Below are 13,792 nucleotides of genomic sequence, written 5' to 3' on the forward strand. Positions count from 1 at the left end.
TTAAGATCGAACCGGCTCTTTTAATATTTTCATGCACGTACTGAAATGTTAAAATATTTTTTCAGAACAAGTTGTATTTCTTCAAGACGAAAAGGCTTGGATATGTAATCATTCATTCCTGCATTTATACAACTTTCTTTTACGTCTGCCATTACATCGGCCGTTAATGCTATAACGGGTATATCGCCTTTCGGGTGAGGTATCTGACGGATCAACCTCGCTGCAGTTAAACCATCCATTTCGGGCATATTGATATCCATAAAAATTATTTCCGGTTCATGTTGGAATAATAATTCCAGGGCTTCCCTGCCATTTTCGGCCTTGATCACTGTCAATCCCATCTTTTGCAAAATTTCAGAAATCAGAAACATATTTACCGGTTCGTCTTCCACTACCAATACATTTGATTTTTCAGAAACCTTTCCTATGACAGGTATTGCGAAATTTCCGTTTTCATGAATAGTTGATTTTTCAAAAATGGAAAATAAAATATGCTCAAGTTCACGCAGCTTTACCGGTTTTGACAAGAATTTGTCAATGCCGGTTCTCTCAGCTTCCTGCTGATATAATGTTTTTCCCAGTGAAGACAACATGAGAATAAACGGCTCCGTCTGGCCTTTTAAAAGTTTTTTTATCTCTTTTACAAGCGTAATGCCATCCATTTCCGGCATTTGATGATCGGTTATAATGAGATCAAACCATTGGTTGCCAGAAATGGCATGTTTAATAATCTTCAATGCCTCGGAGCCGCTATAACAGGTATGGCAATTTATTTGCAAGTAGTGAAAAATTTTCTTCATGAGATTGCAGTTGGTAATATTGTCATCAATTACCAACACTTCCCGTAAAATAGGTTTGGATGCAAATTTTACAACAGGTACTTCATCTGAAATTTCAAGTGTAAATCTGAATGTAAATAAACTTCCCTCCCCGGGTTTACTTACGACCTGTAATGAGCCTCCCATCATTTCAGCCAGGTTTTTTGAGATGGTAAGCCCCAGACCGGTACCGCCATATTTACGCGTGGTGGATGTATCAGCCTGTACAAAGCTATCAAAGATGGAATCGAGTTTTCCGGCAGGAATGCCAATCCCCGAGTCTTTAATGGAGATAGCTATATTTAGATACTTTTTACCGTCACAGGAATAAGGGGCATTTAATTTTTGAATACAAATATAGATCTCTCCCTCGTGGGTAAACTTAATGGCATTTCCCAAAAGATTTACAAGTACCTGTTTTATACGAACCGGATCGCCGGTAAATTGCGAAGGAAGCCCGCGATCGATGTCGCAAATAACTTCAATACCTTTTTCCAAAGCTTTTATCGACAACATCTCTACAGTTTCTTCCACCAGTTCATAAAGGTCAAAGGGTATATTATCAAGGATCACTTTTCCTGCTTCGATCTTGGAGAAGTCCAGAATGTCGTTAATGATGCTCAGGAGGTTATATGCGGATTTACTTACATTTTGTAGGTATTCCCGTTGGGTTGCCTGAAGATCATTAGTCATTAAAAGATCCGTAAAGCCGATTATACCGTTCATAGGCGTACGTAATTCATGGCTCATATTTGCCATGAATTCACTTTTTGCCTTGGATGCCCTTTCGGCTACTTTTTTAGCTTCCAGCAATTTCTTTCCCTGTTCCTGGTATTCTTTTTCACTTACAGTGAAAGCATGATCGGATATTTTTTTTTGCCGCTCAAAATTTTCATAGGCATTACTTACAACCGTCAGGAATTTGTTGAGAGCTTCATCCTGCAGGTGTTGCTCATTTAGCCATTTTTTAATTTGCTTTTCTAGTAAAGGATGATTGGACATTGGGATAAAGGGATTTAAGGTTAATGAATTTACCTCCCGGTTTTATACTTCACAAAATGTAGTTATTGTCATGGTTTGATTGTGTAGTTCACATCTTGTTAACGGATTGAAGGGTGAAATTTCCCCATAAGAATAGAATCCGGCTATTGGAGAGGTACCACCAAATATTTTTCTTACGGCCTCCACTTCTTCATCTGTTCTGTCTTGTAAAATGAGTTTTCGCCCTACACAGCTGATTAATATTATCAGTCCAGGCTGTGTATTAGACAAGGAAGTAAATGCCTTTTGGGCAGCTATGGATGATCCATCGATCAACCTGTCGAAATTGGCTTTCATGAATCGAACATTGCTGCCTACTGGCAAATTGCCGGCAAACAGCATGGATTTTTCCTCTTCGTCGATACTCAGGATTGTTCTAACCACCCGTTCATCACAGTTTGGTTCTTTTATGGATAATGGAAACAATAGCGCAGAGCCGGGTAATTCATTTTTGTAGGGGCCGAGATATTCCTTATATAGATCCAGTGCGCTTTTATTGTCAATTTCATATAAAATGTTTTTATCAGAACGGGTAATCACCCTATCGGTGCCAAATTCATCCCATCCGCCAAAAGAACCATGCCCGATCCTGATACTGCTTCCATAAAAACCTACGGCCGCGACTACACCCGCAGTTGGCATTTGGTTTAATCCAACATAAGTTTTACCAAATCGCGAACCATCAGCGGCCAACCCACCAGTAATTGGAATATATTTCCCATAAAGTGTACTGGTTTCATTTAATCCGGCTACCAATTCACTGCCATTTATATACGTACCGTCGGAAATTACAAATACAGAACAAAGATCGTCGGTAAGCAACTCGTTCATCAGTTGCTTACCAATTTCATAACTATTGGGATGTTTCTTTATGTTCGCAACGCTGCACCTGATTGAAGTACTTTCCAACTGAATGGCAGAAACCACCATACTGTTATCATAAACTTCATCATCCAAAATTTCACCGGCCGTCGAAGAAATAATAATATGGGCATTTGGAAAACGATCTTTTAAGATATTAAATAATTCCTCGTTGCTGCTCAAAGCTGATTCACCAAAGGCCAGCACCAGTTGCGCCTGGCACCGGTCAAAGTCTTTATCAGTGAAGTTGTTTTTCCATTGGCCGGCAAAATATTGCCATTGCTGAATTTTCATATGTGGCAGTTTAGGGGGTAAAAGAGAAGATCTTTATCAATCACATTTATTGTCTCAAATAATTTCCGTTACAGATCTTAAGTATTAACACCCGTTTAATCCGAAAACAGGTGTTAATACTTAAAGTTTGTTTAGAACATTTGCTACTAAGAGTTACATTCTACAAACTAACGGTGGCTTTTCAAAGGGTAACAAATCAACTTTTGGTTTGCTTCACATAGGATAAAGGGGACTTATATCTACTAAATTAGTATAGAAAAAAAATACTTCAAATTACCAGATAGACTAACTCTAAAGAACATATAATAAGTTTACGAATGCGTATAAGGAACTACTTATCTGATAGTGTTGTACAGACGTTATTCAGGTGAGTTCTATTTTTCTGAAATTAAATTCAGGTTTATCTACAGTTGCTTGTGCGAAGATCATGGTTTCATATTTTAATTCAATAACAGGAAATAATGGCTACGTGTATTTCACGTTTCACTCAATGTAAGGTGTGTTCAGATGGAGTCACTTGTTAGTTGGAGATAGTATGAATATAGGGGGTCGACAGGTAATATTTCCAGGGTCCCTTTTGCAACTAAACCCTACCTTTAATAGATCCCGTTCTTTGCAGGTTTTTTCATGATCAGAGCAGGAAATGCAGAAAAATCACCTAGCCCGGAAAAAGGCTACATTAATCAAATACCAGTAACGCTGGTATGAAAACCTGTCATATAAATATTTATTATGCATTTAGTTTAGGAATTTCTTGATTAAATGCAATGATTTAATCATCCAGGAATGATAGGAAATCCGCAACTTTGCAGCCGCAAAAAATATTTAAAACCTGTCCGTGCCCAAAAATTCTTTGGTATGGTATTGCAAACTACAAAAGGATATCCGGAAATACTACTCCTGGGCCCTTGTGATATTTCTCTTTTTTATAAAGTGGCAGACTGGCTGGGGCAGAACATTGGGCTAACGTTTAGCAATAATATTGAAAATGCAGGCGCTAATTTCTGGGAGTTCCAATTCATGGGAGCAACCTTACAATTACAATACATACCCGCATTGGGTATTTTCATTTGTCCAAAAGCGCTCATTAATTCGACAGAACATGACAAGGCCTCATTGATGAAACTTCTTAAAGAAATACAGTTCGAAGGATCTTCTACGCATTGAAGGCTATACCGTTGTTTTTCATAGGGTTTTAAAAAGCCTCCTCAATGTAACTTTTTCTCCCATTCAGGTTTATTAAAAAAAAGGATGCTCCCAACTGGCTGGATTCTTCTTTAAGCGCAGGATTGCTTGACGTGCTGTAAATAATAACCGGTACATTGGCATAGCCAGGTATTCTCGGGATGGTTTGCAGGCACTGTCTTCCTTTGATCTTCGGCATGTTCCAGAGTCAAGGAATACCATATCAGGTGTGTCTTGTCAGAAAGCCTGGTGAGCGCATTTTGGCTATCGTGGTCATGGTGGAACTCAACCTTGTATGAAAGGATATTCAGGACCATGAATAAAAATAAAAAGGCCCCTCCCCGTAGGAAGCAAGAGGCCTTAAATTGATACCATTAACCATTAAACCTAATATCCTGACCCAAACATACATATAAATGAATTACCATACAATTTCCCGGGAGGCAGGTACAACATTTAATTTATTGTATACGACTGACCCAATGATCAGATTTTTTCTTGCATCAGCGTTGCATTGTTAAATGCATACTTGTTACGTGTACACAGAAAAACGCTTTTCCTATATCAGTAATCCTGTACCCGGAAATTTAAGCTCCCTGCGTGCATCAGAAATGGTATCAATTATTGGTTTATTAAACCAGGATATTAAGAATTTCATTAAATGGGGAAAGAGGCTGCCAGAGTTGCAGCCTCTTTTTATTCAGTACCTGCAGGTAATAGTTTTAACAATTCCTGGATTTACCTTCACGCGTTTGTGAAAAAAAACGACTGTCACGACACCTTTAAGGCGCATATTATCAAAAAGTTAGGAATGTCTGTAAAAAAATTGCCTTGGTAAATCCCATCACATATGCACCAAAATAACATAGATTATCCTCATGAAGCTAAAATGATTTTTTTCAATATGAAAAATCATTACTTTTAACCCCTACCAGAAAGGCTACCATTCATATTTAATTAAAGCAGACTCTTCGTGAGGCTGCTTTGTTTTTAGGAGTACACAAACGGGTTATGTTTCTCGATTCTGGTTTTATAACTGCCAGGGGAAATATGGCCTTCGTTTAAATTATTCAATTTATGATATCTCTTATCCATGCTAAAGATCCGTTTGGGATGGTAGTCGTTTTAGCTAACCTTCTTTGCGATGAGAACGGCATTGAAAAAGATTTTTCACGCCTCCAACGAGCCATCGCAACTACCATAGAAAATCCGGCATTATTGGTACACGTTACCGACATCCCAGGAAAACGGTATTATTTCAGGGCTATTCATTGGCATTATACTGTATTAATTGGCGTGCATGAAGAACATGGAGTCTGGACGGTGAAGGAGTGCTGCGAGAATCCGTCTGGCCGGCATATGTTCGGGATATATAAGCGTGGCACTCAATTGGTATAACACTATAGCGCCTAGTTCCTCTTCCGGCAAACCACTGTAAATAGTAAGGTTTTAAGGAGAATTTTTATCAAAAAACAGAATACATTTATTTGGAATAAATAAAATACTTAATATCTTGCACCTACTAATCATACTGCTTTCCCCTTATTCATCTTGTTTTTCAATTGTATATTACTGCAATACCTAATATGTAATTTAAGCGTACTGGCTTTAGTCTGAATGTTTTTTAATGCTGTTTCAGAATTAAAGCTGTATAGTTTATATAGTTATTACACCCCGTTTTTTTAATCCAACGTATCCCATGCGAAAACGTTACACCATTCTATTGCCCATTATGGCTATAATTATATGTAGCATTGCAAAGGGGCAATCTCCCATTTCGGGTTTTTATATTACTGATGGCACAGTAAGAACTATCGTACAAAATTCAGGCACCCTTTATATTGGCGGAGACTTTACATATGTTGGCCCCGATGCACCTTATGGCGCATCGGTAAGCACCAGCACCGGGTTACCTGATCTTTCTTTTGCTAAACCCGATGGAGTTGTATACACAGCGGTACCCGATGGCAGTGGCGGATGGTATATCGGTGGCAATTTTGCAAAAGTTGGTACCGCTACCCGGAACAATATAGCGAGGATCAACTCAGATGGTACAGTTAATAGCTGGGACCCCAATGCCAATAATACAGTGTATACAATAGCTGTAAATGGTTCAACAGTTTATGTGGGCGGAACTTTCACTTCTATTGGTGGGCAAACCAGGAACCGTATTGCGGCCATTGATGCCACCAGTGGCAGCGCCACCACCTGGAATCCGAATGCCAATAATACAGTTTATGCTTTGGTAGTAAACGGTTCAACTATTTATGCAGGCGGGCAATATACCAACATCGGCGGATCAGGCCGTAACCGCATCGCCGCCCTGGATGCTACTACCGGCACCGCTACTACCTGGAATCCCAATGCCAATAATATTGTGTATGCTATAGCGCTTAACGGCTCTTCCGTTTATACAGCAGGACAATTTACCAGCATTGGCGGCCAGCCCAGGAACCGGATTGCCGAACTGGACGCCTCTACAGGCAGTGCCAGCACCTGGAACCCCAATGCCAACAATATTGTTTACGATATAGCCATAAATGGCTCTTCAGTCTACGCTGCCGGAAACTTTACTGCAATAGGAGGGCAATCCAGGAATTATATTGCTGATGTTGATATAATCACCGGCAACGCCACTACCTGGAACCCCAATGCCGATAATACCGTTTCTTCAATTACTGTAAACGGATCGTCAATTTACGCCGGAGGCAGTTTTACAAACATTGGCGGGCAAACAAGAAATTACATTGCCGAACTCGATGCTACTACCGGCAACGCTACTTCCTGGGACCCTAATGCCAATAACAACGTAGATATTGTTACTATAAATGGGGCGGCTCTGTATGCCGGTGGAACATTTACTTCTATTGGTGGAAAAAACAGAAACCGCATCGCTGCATTGAATGCCACTACCGGAATCGCCACATCCTGGAATCCTAATGCCAATAACTCGGTTTATTCTATCATAGTAAACAATTCTTCTGTTTACGCCGGAGGAACATTTACTTCCATTGGCGGACAAACCAGGAACCGCATTGCGGCTATTGATGCCAGTACAGGCAATGCCACTTCCTGGGACCCGAATGCCAATAATACCGTTCAGGCGCTTGCAACAAACGGTACTACTATTTATGCCGGCGGACAATTTACCAAATTCAACGGTCTAACCAGGAACCGTATAGCCGAACTGGATGCTTCTACAGGTATTCCTACCAGTTGGGACCCTAACGCCAATAATACTGTTTTTGCCCTTGCGGTAAGCGGCACAACTGTTTACGCTGGCGGTCAGTTCACCAACATTGGTGGAGCGGGCCGTAATCGTATAGCAGCCCTGGATGCTTCAGGTAATGCTACCACCTGGAATCCCAATGCTAATAATATAGTTTATGATATAGTAATAAATGGCTCTTCGGTATATGCCGCCGGCCAGTTTACCAATATTGGAGGCCTTGCCAGGAACCGCATAGCTGCCCTGGATGCCACTACCGGCAGTGCCACTACCTGGAATCCCAATGTCAATGGTATAGTATACTCCCTGGCAATCGGTAGTAGCGTTATTTATGCCGGAGGCGCATTTACTACAATCGGAGGACAAACGCGAAATTATATGGCAGAACTGGATGATGTTGCAGGGAATGCCACCATATGGACTGCCAGTGCCGATAATAATGTTAATGCCATTGCAGTAAATGGCAGCATTGTTTATGCGGGTGGAGATTTTACCAACATTAATGGATCGGCCATGCCCTATCTTACAGCCTTAACAATGTCTGTTCTGCCGGTTAACTTTCTTTCTTTTACGGCTAACAGGCAGCAGGATATAAGCCCTGCAGTTATATGCAAATGGACAACGGCCGCCGAAGAAGCTACATCTCATTTTACTGTTGAAAGAAGTTCGGATGGAAGAAATTATTCAGTCATTGGTATTGTTCCCGCTGGCAATAATATTACCGCATCAATGCAGTATACCTTTACTGACAACAATCCTTTGACAAACACCACCTGGTATCGCATAAAACAGGTCAACAGGAATGGTTCATTCAATTACTCAAAGATCATTATTATTTCAACTTCAGGCAATCAATCTGTCTTGCGCCTTTACCCTAATCCAGTACGCCAGTATGCTACATTACAGTTCTCGCTTTTGGAAAAAGAATTGATCCGCTATACTATTTTTGATGAAACCGGAAAACTAATCTCCTCTTCTTCAATTTATTTAGACAAAGGCAGTTACAGTATCAGTCTGCCTGTTCAAACACTGGCCAATGGCATATATACCATACAACTTTCAGGGATAAGGACGAGAAAACAATTAAGGTTTGTGAAGCAATAATAATTTTTAGCATTTAAAGCTGCATTACATCTAAAGACTGCTTAATTTAAGACACTACTTAAATTTAAGCAGTCTTTGCCTTTAATTTATGTCAAGTAATTTTGGGTGATTTAAGCGCCAATACATAATTTCCTTACATTAACTAAGCGCTTTTACCAGATTAGTTTTTTCTCCCTTCATTAAGCTTCATTTCAGGGGCATTATTTTATTTTTTTACGCCCGCATTATCTGCAATCATTTTTAATGGATGACCCCTAATAACTAAAATCGACAACATGGACCAAAGCTACTCTTTTAAAGTTCCCTTGTTAAATGATAAAAAAGTATTGGTTATAGAAGACAGTTTTATGAACCGGCAAATTATTATAAAAATATTGCGCCGGAATAATTTAAAGCATGTATCAGCTGCCAGTGGGGAAGAAGCGATCACTGCGTTGCAAAGAAGTATTCAACAGCAAAAACCATTTTCATTAATCCTGCTTGACATAACTCTTCCCGGAAAAATGGATGGTTTTGATGTTGCCGAATACATAAAGAAAGACCAACGGCTAAGCAAGTCAGAGATTATTGTAATTTCCAAATCGCATAAAGCCAGTGACAGAGAACGATTCCATCAATTAGGTGTATCGCTGTTTTATCCCAAGCCATTAAGTGAAGAAGATTTGCTGGATGGCATCCGGAATGCATTATTAAAGAATCAGGACAAACACTGCAATAATGCCGGAGTAGTTCCTCGCATTGAAATATCACCAATAAATGGGAATAATAGCCAAAAGATCCTCATTGTAGAAGATGTCCGGATAAATCGGGAAATTACTTCAAGTATCCTTACCAAACAGGGACATAAAGTAACTTTTGCTAATAACGGGAGGGAGGCTGTAGATTGTTTCAAAAAAGAAACTTTTGATATCATCCTGATGGATATACAGATGCCGGAAAAAAATGGATTCGACGCAACCAGAGAGATACGTGAACTGGAACGTTTCACTACACATCACACCCATATTATCGGATTGACTGCAAATGCCATGCAGGGCGACCGGGAAAAATGCCTCGAAGCAGGTATGGATGATTATATCAGTAAACCAGCGCGCTCCCAGGAGTTGAACAATGCCATCGAAAGATATCGCCAGAATAATTTTTTTACAAGGATGGGAAAATCAAATGTAGATGCCGGTGTGTCAAAAGTTAACCTCCAAAAGCTGTTTAGTGACTTTGGCAGGAATCAGGATGAAATGGAAAATATTCTTTCGCTGTTCGAGAAAGACGTTTTAAGACTATTAAAAGAAATTGAATTAGCGGTAAAAGCTGCCCAAATGGCTGAAACAAGTGTCCTTTTGCATACCCTGGGCGGACAATGTGGATTGGTTGACATGCACACCGTTAATGAAATCGCCCAGGAATTGGAGGTATTGGCAGCCAATGATGAATCATCAAAAGTTGAACAGCTTTTGCCGGCTTTATACCGGGAAGTAAGAGAATCTTTGAGTGAAATGCAAAAAATAAGAATCACTAACCAGGAGTCATTTGATCTGAAAAAATAAACCCACAATTCACCAGGAATATTCATATTCAAAAATCTACTTTGATTGGGGTAGGCATAGGAGCATCCTAAGGCATTGATTATTGAAGTTTCTGGGGCACCACCCCAACGTTACTATTTTTGGACTATCCGTTGGGATCGTACGCTTTTGATAGATACATATAATGAAAAGGGAATCTGGTTGTTAAAAGATTGTTTTTGAAATCCCTTCAGGCATTTTTCCTAGTAAATCTATCGACGCCTCTATCAGATACTGAATAAAAGGCAAATAGTCTACTGGTTAATTTTGGTATCGAAGGTGTAGATCACGGACCATGGTATCCCCCCAATACGTTTTATGGTAACCCCTCAATACGTTGATGGTAACCCCACCTGTGTTTAGTTGAATGTTTCAATTTGTCTCTTTAATCTCATCTTTTTCTCTCCTTTTTCAAGTTTCATTATTTTTTTCTGCACTGTCAATACGGCACATGGTAACCCCTCCAGAAGCATCATCGTAATACCCTTGGGTGTACCTGGCAGACTTAATACGGAGCATGGTAACCCCTCTGTGAGAAGGTTCAAAAGCGTCAGCGCAATTGTATTCATTTGCCCCATTTAGAAACATAAACAGGGGAAATGGCTCAAAAAGCAGTTGATATGAACCAGATCAAACAAGTATGGCAATTAAGACAGGACGGTGTTGCCATTAAAGAAATAGCCCGCAGAACAGGCATTAGCCGCAAAACGGTAAAAAAATACCTGCGCAAAATGGAGCCCATCGATGCCGGTGAGGATCCATACCCTGATAGTGATAAGGAATTGGCATCCGTTGTTTATAATAGCGATTATACTCTTATACGTGGAAAACGATTCGAGGCCCTGCTGGCTCATTTTAAGCAGGCACAGCACGAGCTGCATAAAACCGGCGTGACCAAACAGTTGCTTTGGATCGAATATTGCCAGGGACATGAAAATCCCTATGGATATACGCAGTACTGTTTGCTGTTTAGAAAATTTTTAAAAGACAGCGACCCGGCTTTCCACTGGGAATATATTCCGGGAGAGTTCATACAGGGCGATTTTGCAGGAAAGAAACTCAACTATGTAGACAGGCAAACAGGTGAAGTAATTGCCTGCGACGTGTTCATTGGAGTGTTGCCCTTCAGCGGACTGATCTTTTGTATTGCTGTGCCATCGCAAAAGACAGCCGACTTCGCCCATTGTATTAATGAGCACCTAAAATACATTGGTGGCGTTACAAAAACCATCCTGTGTGACAATTTTAAAACGGCCGTAAAGCGTGCCGATAAATACGAACCAGCGTTTACAGATCTTTGTAACCAGCTTGCTGAACACTACAATACTACGTTCAGCGCTACGCGTCCGGCAGAACCCAGGGATAAGGCCATGGTAGAGAAATCTGTGAACATTGTCTATACGCACATTTATGCCCATTTACGCAATCAAGTGTTCCATAGCATTGAATCGCTTAATCACCACATCCGCCAACACCTGGACGCTCTTAATCGAAAGCCTTATAAGAACAGTTCAGAAAGCCGCCTGGACATTTTTATGCGCCAGGAACAACCCGTTTTAAAGGCACTGCCTTCACAGCCATATCAAGTGAAAAAAGGCAAACAGGTAACCGTTCAGACTAACTATGCCATCCAACTTCCCGATAATAAGCATTATTACACAGTCCCATATCAGTACGTTGGATGCAAAGTTTGGCTGAGTTATGATAGCAGGACCCTGGAAGTGTTCCACCAAAATGAGCGCATTGCCTTCCATGTCCGTAGCAGTAACGAACCTAAGTTTAACCGCATCCACGAACACATGCCAGCCAACCATCAGCATATGGTTGAGCTACGAGGATGGACAGTAGAACAGTTGCTCACAAAAGCCGGCTGGGTGGGCGAATATACCCGGCAGGCAGCCGACCGACTGCTCCATGGCAGCATATATCCGGAACAGAACTTCAAGACCTGTCACGCCATGATACGCTTACAGGACTCATACGGTAAAGATCGCCTGGAAGCAGCTTGCCGCAGGGCTGCCAACGTTCCCAGGCCAACATTGAAAATGATCCGTAATATTTTGGAAGCAGGACTGGATAAACAACCATTGCTTTTTGATGAAGAGCAGGACGAACCAGAACAATTACCTGACCACGAAAATATAAGAGGTCCTGAAAATTACAAATAGAGATCAAGACGATGATACACTCATTATACATGCCAGCCCCTGACGCCTGCCGCGGGCTTGCACTGGAGGAAGCATAGGATTTTACCTCTAATATTTAATGATGATTTTATTAAGCAATCCTATGCTTCCTCCAGCGCCAAACATTTATCTACACAATTTATAAATCAACATCGATGAACACAACACAAACCCTCACGCAAATGGAGGATCTGAAGTTAACAGGCATGGTTGCCAGTTATCGTTTGCAACTGGAACTACCCGTTAATCAGCAGTTAGAAGGACATGAACTACTGGCGCATCTACTTCAGGCTGAACAATTACACCGAACGAATGAACGCATGGAATCACTGTTAAAGGCTGCCAGGTTACGTTATAACATCACAGCCCAGCAGATAGACTGTAGCACCGAAAGAAACCTTACAAAAGCTTCCTGGGCCAGCTTAATGGAAGGCAATTACATCAAAGGCGGGGAAAATTTATTGATTACCGGCGCGACTGGTTGCGGCAAGAGTGCGATCGCTTGTGCTCTGGGACATCAGGCATGCATAATGGGTATTAAAACACGCTACTTTAACCTGAACCGGTTAATTGAAACGATCAACATGGCCAAGACAGATGGAAGCTACGTTAAGCTATTAAACCAACTGGAAAAGGTACCATTGATTATTCTGGACGACTTTGGCTTACAGCATATCAACAAAAACATAAAGCTGGCATTACTCCAAATAATGGAAGACCGGTACGAAAAAAAATCAATCATCATTACTTCTCAATTACCCGTATCTGCTTGGCATGGTTACCTGGATGAACCAACCTTGGCCGATGCAATTCTTGACAGACTGACAGCCAAAAGCCATAGAATAGAATTGAAGGGCGAGTCCAGAAGAAAGAAAAAATAACAGTCTATCCACCAAATCATATCTTTGAAATCTCCACAATAGCTCTTTCTCTTTTAGGCCTTCCTGCAGAGGGGTTACCTTCACCGTTACAAGGGGATACCTTGGCCGTTATTTACAATCGAAGGGGAGTTACAAACAATCTACCATGTCTTAGTTGACGTCCCACGGACGCAAGCACGGATATGCTGATGTTTCAAAACCCACAGAATTATTGGGGATCTTATGACCTGCCTAAAGTAAAGTGGATAACCCTCAGGCTACGCTGTTTACTGGAAAACCTGATCAAATTAAATAACCTACCTGTTATTGATAATGCCACCCTGATTGCCGTAAAAGAGGCTTTTACCACTTTAATCGGTTCTGATAACTTTAAACGGTTACCGTCAAATTATCCCAATGCTAGGTTTATAAAAGAGCTGGAACAAAAATTAGCGCTTATCGTAAAACAGCACAAACCCCGTGATCATATCCGCTTTCGTTTATCGCGAAAACTCAAAGTAGAAATTATCGCTAAACGGTTTATGATGGCCGATTTTGTTCCGTTTGTTAAGTTCTTTGATCTTGATTTTGAAAAATAATATTAGCTAATCTCTTCGCTTGTACAATTAATAACCACAAAAATTAAAAGTTT

9 protein-coding genes are annotated in these 13,792 nt (G+C 40.7%); 7 read left to right on the top strand and 2 right to left on the bottom strand.

The features are described 5' to 3' along the window. Positions 1-29: 29 nt before the first annotated feature. Both A3860_RS29865 and A3860_RS29870 read right to left on the bottom strand, forming a co-directional pair. Positions 30-1,820, bottom strand: a complete 1,791-nt coding sequence (locus tag A3860_RS29865; protein ID WP_081153609.1) for a response regulator — start codon at positions 1,818-1,820, stop codon at positions 30-32. A 42-nt stretch (positions 1,821-1,862) separates the two neighbouring features. Beyond that, positions 1,863-3,014 carry an FIST signal transduction protein gene (locus A3860_RS29870; RefSeq protein WP_081153611.1) on the bottom strand — a complete coding sequence of 384 codons (1,152 nt, stop codon included), beginning with the start codon at positions 3,012-3,014 and terminating at the stop codon, positions 1,863-1,865. Between the two features lie 858 nt (positions 3,015-3,872). Between A3860_RS29870 and A3860_RS29875 the strand changes: the two genes are divergently transcribed. From A3860_RS29875 to A3860_RS29915, 7 genes are all read left to right on the top strand, one after another. Further along, complete coding sequence (locus tag A3860_RS29875) at positions 3,873-4,181, top strand: hypothetical protein (RefSeq protein ID WP_143774325.1); 309 nt, start codon at positions 3,873-3,875, stop codon at positions 4,179-4,181. A 1,095-nt stretch (positions 4,182-5,276) separates the two neighbouring features. After that, positions 5,277-5,597: a hypothetical protein gene (locus tag A3860_RS29885; RefSeq protein WP_081153615.1), complete on the top strand. Its 321-nt coding sequence runs from the start codon at positions 5,277-5,279 to the stop codon at positions 5,595-5,597. A 301-nt stretch (positions 5,598-5,898) separates the two neighbouring features. Continuing rightward, a complete protein-coding gene (locus tag A3860_RS29890) occupies positions 5,899-8,532 on the top strand; it encodes a T9SS type A sorting domain-containing protein (protein WP_081153617.1) in 2,634 nt (877 codons plus the stop codon). Between the two features lie 275 nt (positions 8,533-8,807). Continuing rightward, positions 8,808-10,076: a response regulator gene (locus A3860_RS29895; protein ID WP_081153619.1), complete on the top strand. Its 1,269-nt coding sequence runs from the start codon at positions 8,808-8,810 to the stop codon at positions 10,074-10,076. A gap of 617 nt (positions 10,077-10,693) precedes the next feature. Beyond that, on the top strand, positions 10,694-12,262 hold the full coding sequence (istA, locus tag A3860_RS29905) for an IS21 family transposase (RefSeq protein WP_081153623.1): 1,569 nt from the start codon (positions 10,694-10,696) through the stop codon (positions 12,260-12,262). Positions 12,263-12,435: 173 nt separating this feature from the next. Then, entirely contained in the window at positions 12,436-13,161 is a 726-nt protein-coding gene (istB, locus tag A3860_RS29910; protein ID WP_081153625.1) for an IS21-like element helper ATPase IstB, read from the top strand. Positions 13,162-13,343: 182 nt separating this feature from the next. Further along, a complete protein-coding gene (locus tag A3860_RS29915) occupies positions 13,344-13,739 on the top strand; it encodes a hypothetical protein (RefSeq protein WP_081153626.1) in 396 nt (131 codons plus the stop codon). The last annotated feature ends 53 nt before the right edge of the window (positions 13,740-13,792 follow it).

The organism is Niastella vici (assembly GCF_002077945.1).
Lineage (GTDB): Bacteria > Bacteroidota > Bacteroidia > Chitinophagales > Chitinophagaceae > Niastella > Niastella vici.